This window comes from Novacetimonas hansenii (genome assembly GCF_014843995.1).
Taxonomy (GTDB): domain Bacteria; phylum Pseudomonadota; class Alphaproteobacteria; order Acetobacterales; family Acetobacteraceae; genus Novacetimonas; species Novacetimonas hansenii.
Genome location: NZ_CP062147.1, coordinates 614,703 through 635,501, shown reverse-complemented (window position 1 = coordinate 635,501; position 20,799 = coordinate 614,703). Strand labels below are relative to the sequence as shown.

24 protein-coding genes are annotated in these 20,799 nt (G+C 60.0%); 16 read left to right on the top strand and 8 right to left on the bottom strand.

The features are described 5' to 3' along the window. Positions 1-544: 544 nt before the first annotated feature. Positions 545-2,185 (top strand): phosphoethanolamine transferase, encoded by a 1,641-nt coding sequence (locus IFJ82_RS02695; RefSeq protein ID WP_192265526.1) that lies wholly within the window; start codon positions 545-547, stop codon positions 2,183-2,185. A gap of 240 nt (positions 2,186-2,425) precedes the next feature. On the opposite strand, the gene IFJ82_RS02690 is transcribed toward IFJ82_RS02695, so the two are convergent. Next, the gene (locus tag IFJ82_RS02690) at positions 2,426-2,839 is read right to left on the bottom strand and encodes a hypothetical protein (RefSeq protein WP_062810026.1); all 414 of its coding nucleotides are present in this window, start codon (positions 2,837-2,839) and stop codon (positions 2,426-2,428) included. 80 nt (positions 2,840-2,919) lie between these two features. Here IFJ82_RS02690 and IFJ82_RS02685 point away from each other — a divergent pair, with 80 nt between their 5' ends. The 7 genes from IFJ82_RS02685 (at position 2,920) to IFJ82_RS02655 (ending at position 7,974) form a co-directional block, all read left to right on the top strand. Continuing rightward, positions 2,920-3,114 carry a hypothetical protein gene (locus tag IFJ82_RS02685; protein WP_139312545.1) on the top strand — a complete coding sequence of 65 codons (195 nt, stop codon included), beginning with the start codon at positions 2,920-2,922 and terminating at the stop codon, positions 3,112-3,114. Between the two features lie 12 nt (positions 3,115-3,126). Beyond that, on the top strand, positions 3,127-4,143 hold the full coding sequence (locus IFJ82_RS02680; protein ID WP_003621630.1) for a Gfo/Idh/MocA family protein: 1,017 nt from the start codon (positions 3,127-3,129) through the stop codon (positions 4,141-4,143). A 386-nt stretch (positions 4,144-4,529) separates the two neighbouring features. After that, positions 4,530-5,042 carry a hypothetical protein gene (locus IFJ82_RS02675; RefSeq protein WP_040512760.1) on the top strand — a complete coding sequence of 171 codons (513 nt, stop codon included), beginning with the start codon at positions 4,530-4,532 and terminating at the stop codon, positions 5,040-5,042. Positions 5,043-5,092: 50 nt separating this feature from the next. Beyond that, a complete protein-coding gene (locus IFJ82_RS02670; protein WP_192265524.1) occupies positions 5,093-5,506 on the top strand; it encodes a hypothetical protein in 414 nt (137 codons plus the stop codon). Continuing rightward, positions 5,433-6,221 carry a hypothetical protein gene (locus IFJ82_RS02665; RefSeq protein WP_192265523.1) on the top strand — a complete coding sequence of 263 codons (789 nt, stop codon included), beginning with the start codon at positions 5,433-5,435 and terminating at the stop codon, positions 6,219-6,221. Before IFJ82_RS02670 ends, IFJ82_RS02665 begins: the two co-directional genes overlap by 74 nt. Positions 6,222-6,319: 98 nt before the next feature. After that, positions 6,320-6,919 (top strand): hypothetical protein, encoded by a 600-nt coding sequence (locus IFJ82_RS15665; RefSeq protein ID WP_075596024.1) that lies wholly within the window; start codon positions 6,320-6,322, stop codon positions 6,917-6,919. Between the two features lie 623 nt (positions 6,920-7,542). Beyond that, on the top strand, positions 7,543-7,974 hold the full coding sequence (locus tag IFJ82_RS02655) for a hypothetical protein (RefSeq protein WP_003621618.1): 432 nt from the start codon (positions 7,543-7,545) through the stop codon (positions 7,972-7,974). 205 nt (positions 7,975-8,179) lie between these two features. Here IFJ82_RS02655 and IFJ82_RS02650 read toward each other — a convergent pair whose 3' ends face one another. Beyond that, entirely contained in the window at positions 8,180-8,485 is a 306-nt protein-coding gene (locus tag IFJ82_RS02650; protein WP_003621616.1) for a hypothetical protein, read from the bottom strand. Between the two features lie 945 nt (positions 8,486-9,430). On the opposite strand from IFJ82_RS02650, the gene IFJ82_RS02645 reads away from it, so the two are divergent. Beyond that, positions 9,431-9,583: a DUF3309 family protein gene (locus tag IFJ82_RS02645; protein WP_003621614.1), complete on the top strand. Its 153-nt coding sequence runs from the start codon at positions 9,431-9,433 to the stop codon at positions 9,581-9,583. A gap of 672 nt (positions 9,584-10,255) precedes the next feature. Further along, entirely contained in the window at positions 10,256-11,149 is an 894-nt protein-coding gene (locus IFJ82_RS02640) for a metallophosphoesterase (protein ID WP_192265521.1), read from the top strand. Positions 11,150-11,692: 543 nt separating this feature from the next. Here IFJ82_RS02640 and IFJ82_RS02635 read toward each other — a convergent pair. Together IFJ82_RS02635 and IFJ82_RS02630 are read right to left on the bottom strand one after the other, a co-directional pair. Further along, the gene (locus tag IFJ82_RS02635; RefSeq protein ID WP_139312547.1) at positions 11,693-11,878 is read right to left on the bottom strand and encodes a hypothetical protein; all 186 of its coding nucleotides are present in this window, start codon (positions 11,876-11,878) and stop codon (positions 11,693-11,695) included. A 157-nt stretch (positions 11,879-12,035) separates the two neighbouring features. Continuing rightward, positions 12,036-12,218, bottom strand: coding sequence for a hypothetical protein (locus IFJ82_RS02630; RefSeq protein ID WP_003621603.1), 183 nt, complete (start codon positions 12,216-12,218; stop codon positions 12,036-12,038). Between the two features lie 847 nt (positions 12,219-13,065). Here IFJ82_RS02630 and IFJ82_RS15660 point away from each other — a divergent pair. Together IFJ82_RS15660 and IFJ82_RS02620 are read left to right on the top strand one after the other, a co-directional pair. Then, positions 13,066-13,455, top strand: a complete 390-nt coding sequence (locus IFJ82_RS15660) for a hypothetical protein (protein WP_003621601.1) — start codon at positions 13,066-13,068, stop codon at positions 13,453-13,455. A 76-nt stretch (positions 13,456-13,531) separates the two neighbouring features. Continuing rightward, a complete protein-coding gene (locus IFJ82_RS02620; RefSeq protein WP_225578748.1) occupies positions 13,532-13,732 on the top strand; it encodes a hypothetical protein in 201 nt (66 codons plus the stop codon). A gap of 321 nt (positions 13,733-14,053) precedes the next feature. On the opposite strand, the gene IFJ82_RS02615 is transcribed toward IFJ82_RS02620, so the two are convergent. Further along, the gene (locus IFJ82_RS02615; protein WP_192265519.1) at positions 14,054-15,604 is read right to left on the bottom strand and encodes an MFS transporter; all 1,551 of its coding nucleotides are present in this window, start codon (positions 15,602-15,604) and stop codon (positions 14,054-14,056) included. Here IFJ82_RS02615 and IFJ82_RS02610 point away from each other — a divergent pair. From IFJ82_RS02610 to IFJ82_RS02595, 4 genes are all read left to right on the top strand, one after another. Continuing rightward, positions 15,603-15,869: a hypothetical protein gene (locus IFJ82_RS02610; protein ID WP_192265517.1), complete on the top strand. Its 267-nt coding sequence runs from the start codon at positions 15,603-15,605 to the stop codon at positions 15,867-15,869. The genes IFJ82_RS02615 and IFJ82_RS02610 overlap by 2 nt on opposite strands. Before the next feature lie 330 nt (positions 15,870-16,199). Continuing rightward, positions 16,200-16,433: a hypothetical protein gene (locus IFJ82_RS02605; protein WP_003621593.1), complete on the top strand. Its 234-nt coding sequence runs from the start codon at positions 16,200-16,202 to the stop codon at positions 16,431-16,433. 21 nt (positions 16,434-16,454) lie between these two features. Next, entirely contained in the window at positions 16,455-16,733 is a 279-nt protein-coding gene (locus tag IFJ82_RS02600; protein WP_192265515.1) for a hypothetical protein, read from the top strand. A gap of 585 nt (positions 16,734-17,318) precedes the next feature. Next, a complete protein-coding gene (locus IFJ82_RS02595) occupies positions 17,319-17,498 on the top strand; it encodes a CsbD family protein (RefSeq protein ID WP_040512744.1) in 180 nt (59 codons plus the stop codon). A 409-nt stretch (positions 17,499-17,907) separates the two neighbouring features. Here the strand turns inward: IFJ82_RS02595 and IFJ82_RS02590 are convergent, their stop codons facing one another. From IFJ82_RS02590 to cysT, 3 genes are read right to left on the bottom strand one after another with little or no spacing between them, the layout of a single operon-like run. Continuing rightward, positions 17,908-19,044 (bottom strand): sulfate/molybdate ABC transporter ATP-binding protein, encoded by a 1,137-nt coding sequence (locus IFJ82_RS02590; RefSeq protein WP_075596034.1) that lies wholly within the window; start codon positions 19,042-19,044, stop codon positions 17,908-17,910. Further along, the gene (locus IFJ82_RS02585) at positions 19,041-19,856 is read right to left on the bottom strand and encodes a sulfate ABC transporter permease (protein ID WP_075625203.1); all 816 of its coding nucleotides are present in this window, start codon (positions 19,854-19,856) and stop codon (positions 19,041-19,043) included. The genes IFJ82_RS02590 and IFJ82_RS02585 overlap by 4 nt, the downstream gene beginning before the upstream one ends. Next, positions 19,853-20,788, bottom strand: a complete 936-nt coding sequence (gene cysT / locus IFJ82_RS02580; RefSeq protein WP_081380391.1) for a sulfate ABC transporter permease subunit CysT — start codon at positions 20,786-20,788, stop codon at positions 19,853-19,855. The genes IFJ82_RS02585 and cysT overlap by 4 nt, the downstream gene beginning before the upstream one ends. Between the last annotated feature and the right edge of the window lie 11 nt (positions 20,789-20,799).

Here is a 20,799-nt window from a genome sequence, read left to right as displayed (position 1 = left end):
ATGCACCTGGCCCCTGTCCCCACCGGAAACACACCACACAGACCACAGCCGGACACGACAGGAATCACGCCCCCACACCCCGATCCATTTACATCATGGTTTCCAAAGGGCCAGCCCTTTGGCGGGTTAAGGGCAGCGCCCTTGTGACACCCTGTCCCCACCGGAAACACGCCACACAGACCACAGCCGGACACGATAGAAATCACGCCCCCTACACCCCGATCCATTTACATCATGGTTTCCAAAGGGCGAGCCCTTTAGCGGGTCAAGGGCAGCGCCCTTGTGACACCCTGCCCCCACCGGGAACACGCCACACAGACCACAGCCGGACACGACAGGAATCACGCCCCTACACCCCGATCCATTTACGTCATGGTTTCCAAAGGGCGAGCCCTTTGGCGGGTCAAGGGCAGCGCCCTTGTGTCACCCTGCCCCCACCGGGAACACGCCACACCCCATATTACAGATGGTTTCATCCACCCCGCCCCCATTGCATGCGAGCCGGGGCGCATGCTGTCTTGCGCGAAACAGTCTTACGGGGTCCATGACAATCGCCTTTCTACGCCGCCCTTTCTCCCGCACACGCCGCCCGGATTTCGGGTTCTGGCTTCTTGTCTCCATGGTGTTGGCCCCATCGGTCCTGTCTTCGCATGGAATCGTACGCAGCGTAGCGACGGCCATGTTGCTGATGGCCGCACTGGGGCAACGGCGGCTGGTGGTCGTGGCGTTGCTGCCCGCGCTGCTGCTGATGCCCATGGCGCTGTATTACGTGCATCTGACGGGCCACCTGCCGGGGGTGCAGCTCTGGCTTGTGCTGTTCTACTGCTCGCTGCCGGTCATCATGGGATACCTGCATGCATTCTGGCCGTGGCTGGTGATGTGGGGGGCGGTATGTACTGGCGTGACGGCGGGATATGTCGCACGCCCGCGCGGGCCGGTGCTGCCGTCGGGATGGGGGCGGCGGGGATGGGTGCGGTGGTTCACGCTGCTGATGCTGGTGCCGATGGGCGCGCGGGTCATGCAGCTGAACCACGAAAATTTCCACCGTGCCGTGAATTACAACCCGTTTTACGGGCTGGAGGATTTCTACGATCATTCCTATCCATGGAACCTTGTCGCGGGGTACCTTGCCGGGCGGTATGAAACACGGCGCGTGACCGACATGGCGCGGCGGATGAACCACCAGCCGGTGCGCTTTGTCGCCCCGCCGGATCGCGACCCGCCACATATCGTCGTGCTGGTGATCGGTGAAAGCGCGCGGCGCGATCACCTGCACATGTATGGGTATGACGTGCCCGACACCCCGGAAATGGAACGCGAAGACGGGCTTCTGCGCTTTGGCGACATGGTGACGCCGTTTGATTACACGGTCGGGTCGGTGCCGGTCATCCTGTCGCAATATGACCGGGTCATGTCGCCACGCATCACGCAACATGACCTGATTTCCCTGTTCAACGCCGCCGGATATGGGACATGGTGGATCAGCAACCATCCCCGCCTTGGCCCGTATGACAGCGTGATCGGCGCCTATTCCGAACAGGCGCGTCACGTTATCTATACCACCGTGCATGGCGGGATGATGAGTCGGCCGAAACTTGACGAAGCCTTGCTGCCCGAATTTGCGCACGCCCTGCACGATGCGCATGGCAACACCTTTATCGTGGTGCATATATTCGGCAGCCATGAATTCGTGGCCGACCGTTTCCCCCGCGCCTATGCCCGGTTCGGGTCCGATTATGACGACAGCATCGCCTATACCGACCATATCATGGCACAGATCACCGACATGCTGCGCGCCACACCGGGGGATAACATGCTGTTCCATGTGGCCGACCATGGGGTGCGGGTGGATGAATGCACCGCAGGCCATACACAGCATGGCGACCTGAAGCAGGATTACGCCGTGCCGTTCCTGATCTGGCTTTCGCCCTCATGGATTGCCCATCACCCGGCACAGTACCAGACCGCGCGCACGCATCTCGACACGCCACTGATGACATGGAACCTGCCCGACAGCATCACCGACGCCGCCGGGCTGCACCTGACCGATGCGGACGCCACGAAATCCGTGTTTTCCCCCCGGCTGGCCCGCCCGCACCGCGTGGTGCATGGCGACGGGGACAACATCAACGTGGATTATGACCACAGCCATAACACCGCCGAATGCCATATCATGCCCGACTGAATCATGCCCCCCGGCGGGAATGGGGGGAGCGCATCACCGGGCGCGCGCCAGAGATTGTCTGGAAACACACCCCTGATGAAAAAGGAAAGTTTCCGGGGGCCGCATTTTGATCAAAAAAGGCGGCGTCTTCTGAAGCTTTTTAGAAAAAGCTTCGCCAAAAAAACTTTATGATTTCAGCATGTTACCTGTGGGAACGCAGGCATCGGGCGATGGCTGCGCCTGATGCCTGACCGTGCGGCATCAGTGCTGCTGTGCGGCGCCGGGATGATGGCGGACATAGGCGTCGTAACGGCGCTGGTCCACGCAGAAGGCAAGGTTTTTATACAACTGGATATGCCGCTGTGCCGTGACCTGCTGCTGGCATGTGACGCGGTCGGCGTCCTTGTATTCATCCCACACGCCACGCAGGACCGCGGCCTTTTCCTTTTCAGCGGAAACGCAGGCATATTTCACTTCATCGCCGAATTCATTGGTACAGTCGGCATCAATGTCATATTCGGGAAAGGCCGGGCTGGCGGCGGGCAGGTGGACCGAAGGATCGACATACAGGGAATCCAACATGGCCTCTGACACCGCATGGGCGGGCGACACCCCCGTAACAAGCGTGGCCGCCACAACCGACAGCACCGCGATAACGCCACCTGTTTTCTTCATGTCCGCAATCCTTTTACGCACATCCGGCCTGCCACCGCGCAGGTCCGTCGTGGCGCGCACTGTGATGGAGTTGAAGGTAATTGGAAAGCCCAAAATCCACCATCACCGGCCCTGCGTCACGCGGGCGTGATGGCGCGGGGCAACGACAATCCCGCCACACGCGGGGGTTGCGACTGGACACCGGTGGACAATGCCGCAATGATGATGCCCCATCACCCCGACAGGTCATGGCCGCGCCCCGGACCATCGGCCTTTATGCCGCATGTACGTACTGAGGGACCGACCGCATGACCGCACCAACGCCATCGTCACCCGCCCCATCGCATGACACGTCGCGGCCCATCCGCATCGCCATCATCGGGACGGGCACGATCGCCAATACGCAACATGTGCCCGTCATCCGCGCGCATGCGGGATTTGAACTGGTCGCCGGGGTTAACCCCACGCCCGTGACATGGTGGGACGCGGCGACAGGTGATGCCAAGATGTTTTCGTCCCTGACCACCCTGATCCAGTCGGGGACAGAGGTGGACGCGGTGGCGATCTGCACCCCGCCTGCGACGCATTACGCACTGGCGGCGCAGGCACTGGCGGCGGGATGGCATGTGATGCTGGAAAAACCCCCCACGCCCATCCTGTCACAGGCGATGGACCTGCACCGTCTGGCGCGCAACGCGCGGCGCACGCTGATGACGTCATGGCATGCGGCCTGCGCCCCGGCCATCGCCCCGGCACGACAGATCCTGTCGGCCAACGGCATGCGCGCCATGCGCATCACCTGGCGCGAAAACGTGCAGAAATGGCACCCCGGCGCGAACTGGTTCTGGAAACCCGGCGGCCATGGCGTGTTCGACGCAGGCATCAACGCGCTGTCGATCGCCTGCGCGGTGATGGACGATCCCCTGTTCGTGCGCGACGCCATTCTGGATATCCCCGCCGGGGCCGCAACCCCGTGCATGGCGCAGGTACAGTGGAGCACCCCCTCCCTGTCGAGCGGGGTGGAGGGCATATTCGACTGGACCCATCGCGGGCTTGAGGTATGGGACATCGCATGGACCCTGAACAACGGGCGCAGGCTGTTGCTGTCACAGGGGGGCGGCGGCCTGTCGCTGGACGGGGTGGGCATCACCCTGCACGGAACGCATGAATATGAATGTGTCTATAGCCGGTTCGAATCCCTGGTCCATGCCGGCGCATGCGACATCGAATACCGCCCCGTCGCCCTGGTGGAAGACATCCTGTCCACCGGACAGCGCCGACCCGCCGAAATGGCGGTGCCGATCACACCCGACCCAGCCCCCTGAGACGCGCGTTGCCCGGTGTGTCCTGCGGGAGAGTGTTTGAAAACAACTCATTGATAGAAAACAGGACAAGTTTCTGGGTGCCGCCTTTTGATCGAAAAAGGCGGCGTCTTCTGAAGCTTTCTGGAAAAAGCTTCACCAAAAACTTTTATGATTTCAGGATGTTATCGCGCCTGATTTTGCCAACAGTCTCTAACACGTCCCCTGGCATGCCCCCGGCGCGACCCCGCCGGGCTATACGCGCCCATCGTCGCATCGCCGCCGCCAGCCATAACATCGCGCGATGGAGGCCCTGCATCACGGGGGATGCCATAGGGGGGGGATTGTGTTCTATAACCACCCCGTGTGATCCCCAACAGGCGAAACGGACGGCAATTCAGGTGACATGGGTGACATGGGGCGAGTATCAGGCGCTCGTCCAGCTTTCGGCCGGGATGAACATGGCGATCCTGAGCTTTGTGGACATCAGCCTTCCGGCGATCAAGGAACGCCGCCGCGTCTTTGAAAAGGCACAGCAGGAACTTGAACGCCACAAAAAAAGCACACGCCACGACAGCAGTGACAGCGACGCGCAGGACACCCACAAGCGCAGCATCAGCGCCATGGACCAGAAGATGTACCTGCTGTGGAAAGAAGCCGCCACCTTCAGCAGCGAGGAGGACTCGCTCCTTAAATCCACCGGCGTGATGGGGGTGACGGGATCTGTCGTCAGCCTTGGGCTGCTGTGGTATTCGGCACAGCATTACAATGACCCGATTTCCCTTTTGGGCAAGATCCTGATCGGGCTGTCCTTTGGCTCCCTGCTTGGGGCATTCATCATCAATTTCATGACCGCGTCACAGGCCGGGATGCTGACGCGCAAATGCAACGATATCCGCAGCGAGATGCACGACCTGCTGTAAGGTGCGCGGCGCAATGCGCATCGGGCATGCGCCACCATGGCTTAGCCCCCGTGCACCGGACGTGGTATCGCCATGTCCCGACGCGGCATGAACGCCGCCACCCGATTGACCATCCCATCGCCACGAAAGGGCATCCGCACATGAACGCCACCGAAATCCGTACCCGCTTTGCTGCGGCGCTGGACAATATCCTGTCCGATGACGAAGTGCCCGCCGATGCCCGCATCCTGCCGCAGGCCCTGTCGCAGGCGCTGGTTGAATACCGCCTGTCCGCCGCACAGCCGGGACAGGACCTGACCCCCGCCGACATCACCGTGTCCGACATCACCGAAATCGACCGCCTGAAGGGCGGGGACGACGCAACCGCCGCCACCTTGCGCAGGATTACCGATGGGCAGGATGCGCGCGCCCTTCGGCTGGCGTTCCTTTATTACTGTCAGGCCATCACCCGCATGGCCGCCTGACGTCACGGCGCAAAAGGCGCGCAGGCGGGCGCGACATGTTATGGTCGCATGTTATGGCCGCCGCGCCCTTGCGCGCCACCCCGCCTTGCGTGGGGGCGGGCGTTGGTCCTTAATGTCCACCATCCATGGTGGGCATACGTTCAGGCGGGCGTGCCTGCCGCACTTGACGGGACATGGGCTGACGATGAGGCATCTTGGGCATACGTTGCGGCTGTCGCGCATATTTTTGGGGCCGTTTGCGACCCTTGCCCTGGTTGCGGGGATCTCCACCATGGCGCAGGCGCAGCAGACGCAGGCCCAGCAGACCCGCTTTGGCCCCGTCGCCATCAGCAAGGACAGGATCACATGGCGCGGCCATGCGGTGCATCCCGTCCTGACGGGCAATAGCGGCCTGATGCTGTCACCACCAATCGCGATGGGCGACAGCGATATCGTGGTGGTCCAGAGCATCGGCGGTTCCCTGTGTCCCGCCACGTTCGCCGTCTTGCAGGTCAGCCGTAAAAAAGAACAGCACACCAATTTCTTTGGCACCTGTTCGGACATCGTCCACACAAAGGTGGTGGGCGATACGCTGCAACTGCGCATGCCCTCCATGCACACCAACGGTGTGCAACGCACCTATACCTATCACGATGGGCTGGTCAGCAAGGAAGGCGTCCTGCTGAATTCCCCCTGTACCAAAGGTATTTGCGAGAATTACTTTGGCGACGAGTGAGCCAGGCGGTCTTTTTGTAACATAAAGTCACACGTTGTTACATAGCCATACATTTCCAGACATGCGACAAAGCCGGGTCATCATGAACGGAGAAGATCATGAACAAGCTCGTGCCGCTGTTTGGCGGTATGGTGCTGTTGGCAGGATGTGCCGCCAGCCCCGATAGCATCCGGCCGGCCTATATTCCCGACAGCGCCTATTCCAGCCTCAGTTGCCAGCAGCTTGGCGAGGCGGAGTTGAAGGAAGGCGACGTGTTGCAGACCCTGACGGACAAGCAGCACCGCGCGCGCAAGACAGACACATGGGGTGTCCTGATGGTGGGGCTGCCGCTTTCGGAAATGACTGGCAGCGACGTCAAGGGCCTGCTGGCGCGTGAAAAGGGCAAGATGGAAGCCCTGCACCGCGTTCAGGCGGCCAAGGGATGTGCGGGCGCGGGGGGCCTGAACGACATGGGGGTGCCCGGCGGCACCACGACCGGGACGTCGCATGGTACATCCGGCACTACCGGCGCCAACAGCTATATCGGCGGTACGGGCGGCAGCGGGTCTTATGGCAGCACGGCATATGACACCGGGATTTCCAGCCGCGACAATGCCACCGGCATCGGCCCAAGCGGCATGATGAGCGATCCCGGCGGTATCGGAACCTCGGTCACGCCAGCGGCGAACCTGCCGGGCGCGGGCGATTTCCGCCACTAGAGCAGATCCGGTTTGAATGGACACATTCGAACTGGCGAATATGACTGAGAAATAATGAGTTAGATCATATCCGGTTTGAATGCGTGCATTCAAACCGGTGAAGATGCGCGTAAAAACAATAAACCGGAGCATTTTCACCGAACCGGTTTTCGGTGGAAATACGTCAGGCGTCACATCCCCGGTGGTGGCCCCTGCCCTACCCTGCCGGGGCAGGGTTGCACGCATGCATGTCCCCATATGCCCCCGCCCCCTGCCGACATAATGGCATCCCGACGTCCCTGATCTGTCTGAACACAGATCCTTGATAAAAAAGAAAAGTTTCTGGGTGCCGCCTTTTTTCAAAAAAGGTGATGTCTCGTGAAGGGTTCTGGAAAAAGCTTTACCAAAAAACCTTTATGATTTCAGGAGGGTACTGGCCCTGACTTTTTGAACAATCCTGCACTCCCTTTACTGCTGTCAGGGGCATCGACCATACATTTCGTGACATTTTCATCATCCCGTCATGATGGTTTCGCGGTTATGAAGGATGCAGGCCCCATCCATCGGGGATGGGAGACAGGTAGGCTGGCCTTTGTGAACATGCGCAATCTTCTGGTAATCTGCTTTGTGGCGGTGTGGTCCTGATGGCGCGCATCACGGCGCGACGGGTGCATGGGTGGTCCGCGCTGGTCGCGGCCCCAAGCCTGCTGTTTTTCGCGCTGACAGGTATTTTCCAGATTTTCGGGTTTCACGAATCCCATAACGGATACGTGCCCGTCCCGATTATCGAAAAGCTGGGCGAGCTTCATAAAAAACAGGCTTTCCGCGCCAAGCCGCCACGCCCCGGCCCACCACGCCCCGCCGGGGACAACGCGCCACAACGCCCGCCGCGGCCTGCGTCCACACCCGTGCCGACCCTGTTGCTGCGGTGGTTTTTTGCCCTTGTTTCCGCAAGCCTCGTGGTGTCCACCGTGCTTGGCGTCTGGATCGGGCTGACACAGACGCGGCAGAAGAAACTGCATTACACGCTTCTGGCCGCAGGAACGCTGGTCCCGATCATACTGGCGATGCTGTAACGCGCCCCCTTAACATGGCGGGACGGGGAAATTCAGCGGGGGTTAGAGACTGTTTGAAAAGCGAGTCTCAATAACATCCTGAAATTATAAATGTTTTTGGTGAAGCTTTTCCCAGAAAGCTTCACAAGACACCGCCTTTTTGGATCGAAAGGCGGCACCCCAAAACTTTTCCTTTTTTATCAATGTGTTATTTTCAAACAATCTCCTATATCCGACCATGCCGCCCGGTGGGATCGTCCTCGGGCTCTTCCTCTGGGGGATCGGGGGGCAGGGTTTCATCATCCCCATCCGGGTCGTCGCCCCCTTCGTTGTCCCACGTGCCCAAGCCGTCATCTTCCGCCACGTCATATTCCGGCAGTTTCAGCGGCGCGGGCACGTCGTCTTCCTCCCCCGGAAGCGGGGCAGTGGGATCGTGATCCTCCGGGTGGGGATCGGGCGGGGCCTCTGGCGGGATGCCAAGGCCCGGTCCGGGGCGCGAAGGCTGGGCCTGTGGGCATGATGCAGGGCACATGGGCGTTGTCCTTGACCATCTTGCTGTCCCAAACCTGCGGAACAGGGCAAAGTTCCCGTCCCGGCCCAAAGTGCGCCCGATAGAACAGCAGCCAAGCAGAACACCGCCTGTCAGAACAACGACAACTGGAAAAGCGGCCGTCGAAAAACAGCCATTGGGAAACAGCCAGTCGCCTGCCTTTCCTCTTGCCTTTTAGAGACTGTTTGGAAACAAGCTGTTGATAAAAAACAGGAAAAGTTCTTTGGTGCTGTCTTTTTTCAAAAAGGTAGCGTCTTTCTAAGCTTTTTAGAAAAAGCTTCACCAAAAACTTTTATAATTCAGGATGTTATCGAGGCTGTGTTTTAGAAATATTCTTTCGAAAAGCTCCCTAATCCAGCAGTCGGGTAGAGATTGTTTGAAAACAGGCCATTGATAAACAATAGAAAAATATTTTTGGCGATGTCTTTCGAAGCTTTTTGAAAAAAGCTTCACCAAAAACTTTTATGATTTCACGATTTTATCGGACTTAGCTGTTCAAACAGGCTGCTAGAGACTTCTTTAAAACATCCCATAAAAAGGAAACGGGAACATTTAAGTTGTAACACTGATTTTTCAAAAAATTAGGATTCCATAATACCCTAAAATTATAAAGATTTTTGGTGAAGCTTTTCCTAAAAGCTTCAAAAGACGCCACCTTTTTGAAAAAAAAGCGACACCCAGAGACTTTTCTTTTTTCATCAATCACTTGTTTTCAGACAACCTCTTGGCGAAAGGCCATCAATCACATGCCATCGGCAGGTCAGTGCGCGATGGCCGGGCACCCGATAACAGGGAACTTCACGACGGATATGGGGTTATCGCCCCAAGATATCGCCGTGACACGACCATGTGGGGCCAGCATCGCAGCACCCGCCCGGTGTGGTTGATGGCACCACGGCGATGCCCCATTCCCGAAGGGTCCGAACAATGAACAATATCCTTCTTGTCATCATCATTATCCTGCTGATCGGGGCGTTACCAACTTGGCCCTACAGCGTGGGATGGGGCTATTATCCCTCGGGCGCGCTGGGGCTTGTGGTTCTTGCGCTGGTGGTCCTGATGATCATGGGGCGAATATGACGCCCCATTCCCTACGCGCCCCTGCTGGAAAATAGAGGCAAAAACAGGCGGTCGGGCCTTTCCCGCCGCCTGTTTTCATATTCGGCCCCTGCCTCTGCCTGGGGACAGGCCGGGACGTGATTGCATGCCCTGCGCATAACACCCTGCCTGTACCGGACGGAACGATACGGGGTCTGCCCCCACATGCACCATGCGGACCATGCTGCATCATGGCAGGCAGAAACGAAAGGCTGGCACGGAACATTGGCACGATATACTGGCATGACACACTGGTACAAAAGGCTGGACGGGGCCGTTTTTCAGGAATGTAACGTCCCCTGAGGGATTATTTGAAAACAAATCCAAGAAAAGTTTCCAGATGTCGCCTTTCGATCGGAAAAGGCGACATCTTCTGAAGCTTTCTGGAAAAAGCTTCACCAAAAACTTTTATGATTTCAGTCTGTTATTGATCCTGACTTTTCAAATAACCCCTGCGGCTTTCTGCACAGGATGTTCCCGGAAAATATCCTGATGATTTCAATATATTGAATGGGTCATTCGTGGAAAATCCCCTATTCATGAATGATCCACCGGGGTGGACCGCCATGGTGCAATGCCCTCGACAGGTCAGCTATGACCCGATCATCATGCATGCAGGAAAAAAAACGCACGACCATGCATGAACTGCCCCCCATGCCACAACACATCACATTGCGCATTGGCGCGCCCCTGCCCGCGCCGGTGTCACTGCCGCCCGGACACGTGGAATTCGTCATTGGCGACGTGCATGCCGAACGCGCGCACCTGCATGCGCTGCTGCGCCATTGCGCGCGGCATTTCCCCACCGCGACCTGCACCTCCCTTGGGGATGTGATCGACAGGGGGCCAGACAGCATCGGCTGCCTGATGGATGTGCTGGATTTCGCACGCCACGGCAAACTGCCGGGGACGGACATCGCCTTTCACGCGCTGCCGGGCAATCATGAACAGATGTTGTTCGCCCCCCTGTTCAACCCGGATTATCCCGACATCTTCGCCGGGCATGGCGGCGACTGGCTGATGCCATGGAAAGGGGCCTATGGCGGCGATACATGCCGCGCGCTGGTCCATGCCGCGATGGCGGCGGGCATCGCGCATGACGCGGCGCGGTCCATGGTGGATTATGCCATCGCACGATGGAAACCCGGCACGGATGGCCGCCCGTCCATCGCCACGTTCCGCACCATCGGGTCGGTACTGTTGCTGCATGCGGGCATCAACCCCACCGCGCCGGACCCCGTGGCATGGGCACGGCGGTATAACGCGCTGCATGCCCATGACGACGACAATCCCCTGTGGATACGCAAGGCATTTCATACCTCCACCACCCCATGGCCCGGCGGGTGGTTCGTGGTGCATGGCCATACGTTCGAACACCGCATTCCCACCGCGCGCGACGGAACATGCAAACCCATCGGGACATTACGACCCGAAGGATACCGGCTGGGCCTTGATGCGGGATCAAGTGCAACCGGAATCGTCGCCGCGGTCACAATCACCCATGGTGCGGTGCAGATCATCACCGCCCACCAGTCCCGTGACGGATGAAACAGCCACAAAGGGGATGATGGATCATGCAAAGGGACAGGTATTCAGGCGTGACCTTATATTTTGATAACATGCAATATTTTTCAAAGATCTTTGAAAAATATCCTTGCCCGGAACTTCTGTCGTTTTAGAGATTTCTTGAAAACAAATCATTGATAAAAAACAAGAAAAGTTTCTGGGTGCTGCCTTTTTTTTCAAAAAGGCGGCGTCTTCTGAAGCTTTTTAGAAAAAGCTTCACCAAAAACATTTATAATTTCAGGGTGTTATTGAGGCTGACTTTTCAAAAAGTCTCTTAATGGGGTTCTGGCCCAAACCCCGCAAACAGTTGCCAGAACGCACCTGTAAAAGGCAGAGGCAGAGGCGGGGCCAGCACCACACCAAACCCGATCAGGATATCTGGTGCGGGTTCTGTCAGAAAGCTTCGGGAAATGCCGCCTTGCATCTGCTAAAAGGCGGCATCCGACCCCTTCACATCCCGATTGCCGGGACAGGCATCGCCCCTGCAACCTGTCACGGTTTCGTCTGCGATTCCATGGGCGGTTTTTACGCGCCCGACGCCAGTGCGCAGCCACATTCACGCGGCATGACATCTTCCGCCACTCCCCTTGCCGCGGCCTGACACGGCCATTCCCGCAGGACGGGACGGCCCGTACGATCCCAGGCATGCAGCAATGTCTGCTTCCATTCGTCACGGATTTCGCGGGGAATCTGGCGGATTGAGCGTTTCATGGCGTGACCTCCGTCATGCAGGGGCGACATGGTCCCTGTCGATACATAACATATCGCAATCATGACGTGCGGAATGTGGATTTTTCATGAATTCGCCCCCCACCCGATCATAAGAATGTCAACCACGCCATTGCAGGCATGGGCGGGTGGGCGTGACCTACATTCCGGGGGCACCCGCACTGCCGGGGCCTGCGCCAGCCTGTTGCGGGGAACCGCCCATGCCGCCCGTCCCGTCGGGATAGCTGGCCCCGCCCGGCGGTGCCGCATGCCGTCCGGCACAGGCCGCAAGCCCTGCCGAAAGCACAAGGATATACAGGATGCGCGCTGTTGCCTGTCGCATATGCTTAACTCTCCTGTTCTTGGTTAAGGAATTATTTAAAATCAATGGATTGAGGCCATGAAAACACTTCCCCACATCACGTTTCACAAACAGGGGCGGCCTGACGGGCATGCACGACCTGCCATGACTGCCGGGGGAGGAGATACGGCCGATATCAGGGCCAACGCAGGGACCAACACCGGAGCCCGGAGGAGACCGAGCCAGAGCCAGAGCCAGAGCCAGAGCCAGAGCCAGAGCCAGAGCCAGAGCCAGAGCCAGAGCCAGAGCCAGAGCCAATCCCGGAAACCGGGCACGGGCCGGAGTCAAGACCGGAATAATCCCCGGGTTGGGGCCTGTCACACGCCAACGCTGCACCCGGCAAGAGATCCCGCAGGCCCCCGACCGACCAGTCACGATGGCCAGAGGCCACGTTGACCGGATCAGGACAGTAACCCCCTGAAGCAACAAAAGTTTTTTTAAAAATGTTTGAAAGATACGGCATTTCCAAAAATGCACGGCAACGCCTGACATCTTTCCCCATTCATTATCACGGGGCATGTCCAGACATTATTCCAAGAGCTTGTTTGAAAACACATCATTGATAAAAAACAGGAAAAGTTTTCGGGCGCCTCCCTTTTGCAAAAAAGCGGTGCCTTCTGAAGGCTTTTTAGGGAAATCTTCACCAAAACCTTTATAATTTCAGGATGTTATCGAGCCTTTCTTTTCAAACAGCCTCCAAAAACCATCACTCTTTCAATATGATATTGGCTCGCTCTTTTCATCCCTCCTGCCACGCCAAACCCATCCCCCTGCCCGGGCGTTGGCACGGATACACCCATGGCGATAGCAGGACAAAACAGGACAGGTCATGCGACAATTTTCATTTGCGGGGATATTCCTGCCACATGGGGGACGTGCACACAGGATATTGCTTGGGGGGATGGTGCTGGGGGGCCTGCTGGCTGGGGGCATGATGGCACTGCCCGGCGCATGGGCGCATGAACCCACCCGGCAGCAGCAGGCCCGCGCATGCCGGGGCGACGCGCTGCGTCTGTGTGCGACCTCCATCCCCGATGAAGCCCGCATCACCGCCTGCATGCAGCGCAAGATCGACCGCCTGTCGCCACGCTGTCGCGCCATGTTCCATCCACCCGGCATGCCCGCATCCCCGTCGGGCAAGGTGACGCGGGCCACCCCCTCCGTCACGCCGCCGCCCACGCCGCGCGCCACGTCATCAGGCGACCGGCGGCCGGTATGACCCCTTTCGCCGGCGGTACACGCAACCCGGCGCACCCCGGCGCGTTTTCCCTGCTCCCCCCACCAGGAGCCCATACATGACACGAACACGCGCGATGACCGTCCTGATGCTGTCGGTGACACTGGCCTGTACCGGCCTTGCCGGGTGCAAGCGCCATCATGAGACAGCGGGCGAAAAGCTGGATAAATTCGGCAACAAGGTGCAGGACACCTTTGACCCGCCCAAGGGTCCGGCGGAAAAGGTGGGACGCAGCATCGACCGCGCCACGGGCGACTGACCCCCACCCAAGCAAGGTCGCAGGGACGGGACCGTGGCATGTGCGGGCCCGATACCCGACCGGCGTTACAAGGGTTTGGAGACTGTTTGAAAAGTCAGGCTCGATAACACCCTGAAATTATAAAGGTTTTTGGTGAATCTTTTTCCAAAAAGCTTCAGAAGACGCCGCCTTTTTCGATCAAAAGGCGGCACCCAAAAACTTTTCCTGTTTTTTATCAATGATGTGTTTTCAAACACTCTCTTAGGGGATTTCCCTTCCTCTCTTTGAAACGGCGATTACGCTTAAAACAGACGGTAGGCATCAGGCCATGCCGTGGCGGCGTCATCCCATGCGGGGGGCACCCGCCACGGCACGTGCGCAGGCCGCGACCGCCACCAGCATGGCCGCCAGCATCGCAAACGCCATCGGCAGGCCGCTGTACTGCGCCACAAGACCAATCAGCGCAGGCCCGATCAGTATCCCGGCATAACCAATGATGGTGATACCCGATATGGCGGCCTCGACCGGCATGATCCGCTGCCTGCCCATCGCGCCATACAGGACCGGGACAATATTGGCACACCCCGCCCCCATCAGCGCCAGCGCGCACAGTGCAACCCAAAGCGAGGGCGCCACCACAACCAGTGCCAGCCCCATCGCCGCGCAGGCAGCCCCCATACCGATCACCCATGCATCGCCCATACGCCGCACGACGGCATCCCCCGACAGCCGGCCCAGCACCATGGCGGCGCAAAAGGCCACATAACCGCCCCCCGCACGCGCGGGCGGCAGGTGATGCGCGCTGGACAGGAAAATGGCACTCCAGTCCAGCATGGCGCCCTCGACCAGAAACGCGGCACAGCACATCAGCCCCGCCAGCAGCACGACCCCGCGCGGCAGCATCAGGCGACGTGCGACACCAGGGCGGACGGCATCAGGGCGGGCAGCATCAGGGCGGGCGGCACCATCATGCGCCGTGGTGGGTTTCTGGGGGGATGCCGGGATGCATGCAATGTCGGATTCCGGCAATGATTCCGCCACCATCCCCGGCAAGGATTCCAGCATGGACTCCGCCGCAGCGCCCGGCACAGCGTCCGTCACGGCATCCGGGACAGCATCCGGCGCAACCGCCGGTCCGAACACCGGACCCAGCAGCCCCCCCGCCGCCAGCGCGATCGTGCCGCCAACGCATATGACACCCGCCACGGTAATGCCCGCAGGCGACATCCCCATGCCCAGCCCCCCGCTGGCCCCCGCCGCGCCCAGCAGCGTGCCGACACTGAACATGCCATGGAAGCCCGACATCATGGGCCGCCTGCTTTCATGTTCCACCGCGACGGCCTGCACGTTGATGACGCAATCCATCGCCCCCATCGCCGCACCAAACAGCAACAGGCATGCCGCCAGCGTGACAAAGGTGGAGGCCAGCCCAAGCCCCGGTAACGCCAGACACAACAGCGCACACGCGACCACCAGCACCCGTCGGCATCCCGCGCGCGCAACCAGACGCGCGGCAATCGGCATTCCCACAACCGACCCCAACCCCAGACACAGCAGCAGAATACCCAGCGCCCCCGATGACAGCCCGGCACGCGCCCGCGCGAACGGAACCAGCGGCCCCCATCCCGCCAGCGCAAACCCCACCACCAGGAATACCATCCGCGTCGCCACCTGCCGCCGTCGCAGGCCAACGGGCAAATATCCGCCACATTCCACAGGCATATCAGCAGGGTTCCTCGGTTCACGGTGCCATGCGCCAACATCAGGGCAGGCAGGGGCAATGTCCGGCATGGATAGGGGATTATGCGCGCGCCCGGCAACCCTGCCCGCCACCAGCCGTTGGCCCCCTGCTTCTACGCGGTCCATGACGGACCATGGGAGAAATATCATCATGACAATATTGCGCACCCCCACCCTCCGCACGCCCCGCCATGACGGGGCACAGGGACAGGCACGAACCCCAGGGCGCAGGCGTGCCGCCGCGTCCCTGCGCCCGGTCGCGCTGTTGCTGTGCCTTGTCTCACTTGCGGGGTGTTACGGCGGCCGGGACTGGCACGACCATCACCATCATCGCGACGGATATTATGGCGGCGGATACCATGACGGGCGCGGCGGGTATGGCGGAGGCGGATATGGCGGAGGCGGGCGCGGGTGGTAAGCAGCCGGCACCGGGCGGTGGCCAGCGCGGACAGGTGGTTGCCATATGACCACCATGGCGCCACCATGCGCCGCGTCGGTACAGCACGGAGCATGACGCAGGATGAAGGACCAGATCATCGAAGGCATAATTTCAATCGCCTTGGCGCTGGTGGTCCTCCTGATCCTGCAAAGAATACTGGGGTAGCAAAAATTACCGGGCCAGGGGTTTTTTCCCACCCGGAAGGCGCAGCAGTGATATGCAGCGGTATTGTGCCGCGATATTTCCGCACTCCTGCCGCAATGGCCGTGCGATATGTCACCCGGCAGCCCCGTTAGTGGAGAATGCAGGATGAAGAAAACGATATTTGGTGCGCTGGCGCTGATGCTGGGCCTTGCGCCCGCGCTTGCCATGGCGCAGCCAATGCCGCCGGGTTATTATCATTATGGTCCGCGTTACGAACGCCGAGGCTGGCGCAGGCCACCGCCGCCACCGCCCATGTGGCGCAGGCCACCGCCCGTGTGGGGCCGGTATTACGGGCCACCCCCGCCGCCACCGCCTCCGCCGGTCTATCCTTACTGGTAAGGGATGGCGGAACGCGGCAGGATGCCTGCGTTCGCGAACAATGTCTTTGATGGAAACCTTCCGGACGTCGCCTTTTTCCGAAAAGGCGGCGTCTTTATGATGTCTTTGGCAAAAGTCAGAACCCGCGCCCCATTGAAATCATCAATGTTTTTGGCGAATATTTTTCCAAAAACCCTTCGAAGACATCATATTTTCAAAAAATTCCTATGCCTGAAAAGTCAGGCTCGACAACATCCTGAAATAATAAAAGTTTTTGGTGAAGCTTTTTCCAAAAAGCTTCAGAAGACGCCACCTTTTTGAAAAAAGATAGAATCCAGAACCTTTTGTTGTTTTTAGGGACCGTCTGAAAACAGGTCTTTGATAAACAAGTAGGAAAATATTTCCTGTTGCCTTTCGATCAAAAAAGGCAACATCTTTCGAAGCTTTTTGAAAAAAGCTTCACCAAAAACTTTTATTATTTCATGATCTTATCGGATTTACCTTTTCAAAATGCGTCCCGCATCCCACCATGGCACTGGCCCGACCGTTTCGGACATGCCCGCCCGCCGCGCCGGCAGTCCGGGCGAGGGCACAGCCCAGCATGCGCATTGCAATGTTGCAATAACGGCTGGGTGTTTCATTTGTGACGATGCATGTATTGCGCGCCAGCACATCCCCGGCACAATGATGGATGCCATCATCATGCCCGGCGTTTTTATTCCCTGAAATTAACACTCAATCAATACATGGGATATCATAGTAAAGTGTGCGTTACTTTCCGCACCAATGGAACCCGACGCCCATCGCGGCGTTGGGATCTGTATGGCGGATCGCCATGATCAGGCCACCAGACGTGTTCGCACCATATGGTACGGACACACATCAACGGAATCAGGAAGCATCATCATGGGTGAATTTACCGACAAGCTGAAGGGCACAGCCGACAAGACCGTCGGGTCGATCAAGGAAACCGTCGGCAAGGCCACAGGCAACGAGGAACTTCAGGCCAAGGGCACCGCCCAGAAGCTGAAGGGAGAGGCTGAAAAGGCCGTAGGTAGCGTTAAGGGCGCGATCAACAAGATCTGATCCCCCTGCCCCTGCGACCGGAGGCAACGGACCATACGCCGTCCCCCTGTCACCTCAATCCCCCACCGCACCATGCCGGTGCGTGGGGGAAGGGGGCAGGCCCACCCACCGGGGGCGCAGCAGAGCACCTTGCGCATGTCATGGGACACCATGGCATGCGTTTTTTATGTTCCCCAAAATCATGATGCCCAAATGATACTTCCCCTGCCGGGCCAAGGGTGGCAGCACCCTGCACCTGAGGGATTATTTGCAAAGTCAGAATGAATACCACACTAAAATCATAAAGGTTTTTGGTGAAGCTTTTCCCAAAAAGCTTCAGAAGACGCCGCCTTTTTCGATCGAAAGGCAGCACCCAAAAACTTTTATTTTTTATCGATGAGTTACGTTCAAACAATCTCTGATATGCAGATCAGGGCTTCGACAGGTTTGCAACGACCGGCGCGATACAGGCGGGATCCGTCATTTCCCCATCATCGTTATCATCACTGTCGCCACCATCACCGGCACCACCCAGCCATTGCCCATCGCGCGCCACCCGCCCGGCGGATGCATCAAGCGCGCAGTTCACGACAATCCGCGCCTCCCCCGGTGGGATAAGGGCGTCAAGGCGCAACGTGTCCGGTCCGCTCATGACATCGAATGTACCAATCGGTCCGTATGTCTGGCGCAGCCACGCCGTCGCGGCCCCCTGCCCCGGCAACAGCCGCACATCCCCCGCCCGCACCAGCAGTTCGGCGCGCCCATCCGGCCCCTGCGCGGGGACGGGACGCATATCGGGCAGGTCCGCAATGAACAGGCCCGCCGCCACCCGGCCGGGCAGGCGGGTCACATCCTGCATGAACGCCATGGCAAAGGGGGTGGCCGGCGCATCGCGCAACTGTTGCGGCGTGCCGGACTGCACAATGCGGCCATCGCGCATCAGGGCGATGGTATCGGCCAGTTCGCAGGCCTCGTTCCGGTCATGGGTGACAAGAATGGTCGTCAGGCCCAGCCGGTCATGCACGTCACGCAACCACCCCCGGATACTGCGCCGCACCAGCGGGTCCAGCGCACCGAACGGTTCATCCAGCAGCAGCACACGCGGCCCCGTCGCCAACGCACGCGCCAGCGCGACACGCTGCCGCTGTCCACCCGACAGTTCATGCGGATACCGCCCGCCCATGCCCGGCAGGTGCATCAGGTCCAGCAGTTCCTCCACCCGCGCGGCGATCTGCGCGCGGGTGGGACGTGTTTTGCGGGGACGGATCGACAGGCCGAACGCAATGTTACGCGCCACCGTCATATGATCGAACAGGGCGTAATTCTGGAACATAAAGCCGATATTGCGCGAACGTGCCTCCAGCATATCCACGCGCGCGCCATTCAGGAACACACAGCCCGCATCATGCCCGTCCAGCCCCGCAATGATACGCAGCAGCGACGTCTTGCCCGCGCCCGACGGGCCAAGCAGGGCGGTAAAGCTGCCGGTTTCCACCTCCAGCGAGATATCATCGACAATCGGGCGTCCGCCCACCCTGCGCACCAGATGTTCCAGGCGTACGCTCATGCGATTTTCCCCATCCGAAGGGCCGTGCGTTCGACAAGGCCCCGCACCGCGACCACGCCCATCGCCATGAGCGCAAGCAGCGCCGCCATCGCAAAGGCCGCGACCGTCTGGTATCCGTTATACAATGTCTCGATATGCAGCGGCATCGTTTCCGTCAGGCCGGGAATATGGCCCGACACCACCGATACCGCGCCGAATTCACCCATCGCCCGCGCCGTCGTCATCAGCACCCCCGACAACAGGGCCGCCCGCGCACCCGGCAGCGTGACATGCCACAGCACCCGCCACATGCCCGCCCCCAGCATCACGGCGGCTTCCTCCTGCGCGCGGCCCATATGGCGCAGCATCGGCATCATCGTGCGCGTGACATAGGGAAACGTGACAAACAACGTCGCCAGCAGGATGCCCGGTGGCGCAAACATGACGGGATAGCCCCAGCGTTCCAGCGCCGCCCCCCACCATCCCTGCGTGCCGAACACCAGCAGCCACACCAGCCCCCCCACCACGGGCGATACGCTCAGAGGCAGTTCCACCAGCACGATCGCAAGCCCCCGCCCCGGAAACGAAAACCGCGTCAGCGTCCACGCCGCCATCACGCCAAAAAAGCTGTTGATCGCCACCGCCAGCGCGGTGATGAGCAGCGTAAGCCGGATGGCCGACAGCGCATCGGGATCACACAGGCCATCCCATGCCGCGCGCAGCCCGTGCGCCAGCGCCCCGGCGAACACCATCACCGGCGGCAGCACCACCATCATCCCCACCATTCCCCACACAAGGGCGGCAAACCCCCATCGCCCGACCCGGCCGTTCATATCGCGCCCCCCGCACCGCCACGCCCGACATGGCGACGCACCCATGCGATCACACCCAGCGACGCCATCGCGATCGCCACCAGCACCAGCCCGATCAGGCTGGCCCCCTGCGTGTCATATTCCTGAAGGCGGATGACAATCAGCAGCGGGGCGATTTCGGTATGGTACGGCTGGTTCCCGGCGATGAAAATGACCGACCCATATTCCCCCACCCCACGGGCGAACGCCATCGCGAACGCCGTCAGCAACGCGGGATACAGCGCGGGCATGACCACGCGGGCCACCACCTGCGCACGGGTCGCGCCAAGGGTGCGCGCCACCTCCTCCGCCTCGGGCGGGAGGGCGCGCAGGACCGGGACAACCGTACGCACCACAAACGGCAGCCCCACAAACATCAGCGCCACGACAATACCCAACGGCGTGAACGCCACCTTCATCCCCAGATGCGACAGCGGCGCGCCAACCCATCCATGCGGGCCATATAACGTCGCCATCGTAATGCCCACCACCGCGGTCGGCAGCGCGAACGGCAGTTCCACCAGCGCGTCGATCACGCGCCATCCCGGCACCCTGACCCGCACCAGCCCCCATGCGATCACCACACCCGCAACCACATCAAGTGCCGCGGCCACCAGCGCGGACACGAAACTGACCCGCAGGGCGGCAAGCATCCGCCCGTCATGGACGATATGGGCGAACGCACCCAGACCACTGCCGACCCCTTGTGCCCATGGGCGCGCCAGCAACGCCAGCAGCGGCAGGATCACCAGCACACCCAGCCACCCCAGCGTCAGCGACAGCCCGACGCCAAAACCCGGCAGCCCGTCACGCCGCCGCCGCCACAACGTGAACGGAGCGTGCCCGCCCGCGCCCTGCCGCGCCGCGCCATGTCCGGCCATACCACCACCGTCCATATCATGGGCGGGTGTCATCGGGCCGGGTG

Bases quoted from the DNA above. Each gene is read 5' to 3' on its own strand.
- IFJ82_RS02695 (WP_192265526.1), top strand. From the start codon at position 545: ATGACAATCGCCTTTCTACGCCGCCCTTTCTCCCGCACACGCCGCCCG.
- IFJ82_RS02690 (WP_062810026.1), bottom strand. From the start codon at position 2,839: ATGAAGAAAACAGGTGGCGTTATCGCGGTGCTGTCGGTTGTGGCGGCC.
- IFJ82_RS02680 (WP_003621630.1), top strand. From the start codon at position 3,127: ATGACCGCACCAACGCCATCGTCACCCGCCCCATCGCATGACACGTCG.
- IFJ82_RS02665 (WP_192265523.1), top strand. From the start codon at position 5,433: ATGGGCAGGATGCGCGCGCCCTTCGGCTGGCGTTCCTTTATTACTGTC.
- IFJ82_RS15665 (WP_075596024.1), top strand. From the start codon at position 6,320: ATGAACAAGCTCGTGCCGCTGTTTGGCGGTATGGTGCTGTTGGCAGGA.
- IFJ82_RS02655 (WP_003621618.1), top strand. From the start codon at position 7,543: ATGGCGCGCATCACGGCGCGACGGGTGCATGGGTGGTCCGCGCTGGTC.
- IFJ82_RS02650 (WP_003621616.1), bottom strand. From the start codon at position 8,485: ATGTGCCCTGCATCATGCCCACAGGCCCAGCCTTCGCGCCCCGGACCG.
- IFJ82_RS02645 (WP_003621614.1), top strand. From the start codon at position 9,431: ATGAACAATATCCTTCTTGTCATCATCATTATCCTGCTGATCGGGGCG.
- IFJ82_RS02640 (WP_192265521.1), top strand. From the start codon at position 10,256: ATGCCACAACACATCACATTGCGCATTGGCGCGCCCCTGCCCGCGCCG.
- IFJ82_RS02635 (WP_139312547.1), bottom strand. From the start codon at position 11,878: ATGAAACGCTCAATCCGCCAGATTCCCCGCGAAATCCGTGACGAATGG.
- IFJ82_RS02630 (WP_003621603.1), bottom strand. From the start codon at position 12,218: ATGCGACAGGCAACAGCGCGCATCCTGTATATCCTTGTGCTTTCGGCA.
- IFJ82_RS15660 (WP_003621601.1), top strand. From the start codon at position 13,066: ATGCGACAATTTTCATTTGCGGGGATATTCCTGCCACATGGGGGACGT.
- IFJ82_RS02620 (WP_225578748.1), top strand. From the start codon at position 13,532: ATGACACGAACACGCGCGATGACCGTCCTGATGCTGTCGGTGACACTG.
- IFJ82_RS02610 (WP_192265517.1), top strand. From the start codon at position 15,603: ATGACAATATTGCGCACCCCCACCCTCCGCACGCCCCGCCATGACGGG.
- IFJ82_RS02615 (WP_192265519.1), bottom strand. From the start codon at position 15,604: ATGATGATATTTCTCCCATGGTCCGTCATGGACCGCGTAGAAGCAGGG.
- IFJ82_RS02605 (WP_003621593.1), top strand. From the start codon at position 16,200: ATGAAGAAAACGATATTTGGTGCGCTGGCGCTGATGCTGGGCCTTGCG.
- IFJ82_RS02600 (WP_192265515.1), top strand. From the start codon at position 16,455: ATGCCTGCGTTCGCGAACAATGTCTTTGATGGAAACCTTCCGGACGTC.
- IFJ82_RS02595 (WP_040512744.1), top strand. From the start codon at position 17,319: ATGGGTGAATTTACCGACAAGCTGAAGGGCACAGCCGACAAGACCGTC.
- IFJ82_RS02590 (WP_075596034.1), bottom strand. From the start codon at position 19,044: ATGAGCGTACGCCTGGAACATCTGGTGCGCAGGGTGGGCGGACGCCCG.
- IFJ82_RS02585 (WP_075625203.1), bottom strand. From the start codon at position 19,856: ATGAACGGCCGGGTCGGGCGATGGGGGTTTGCCGCCCTTGTGTGGGGA.
- cysT (WP_081380391.1), bottom strand. From the start codon at position 20,788: ATGACACCCGCCCATGATATGGACGGTGGTGGTATGGCCGGACATGGC.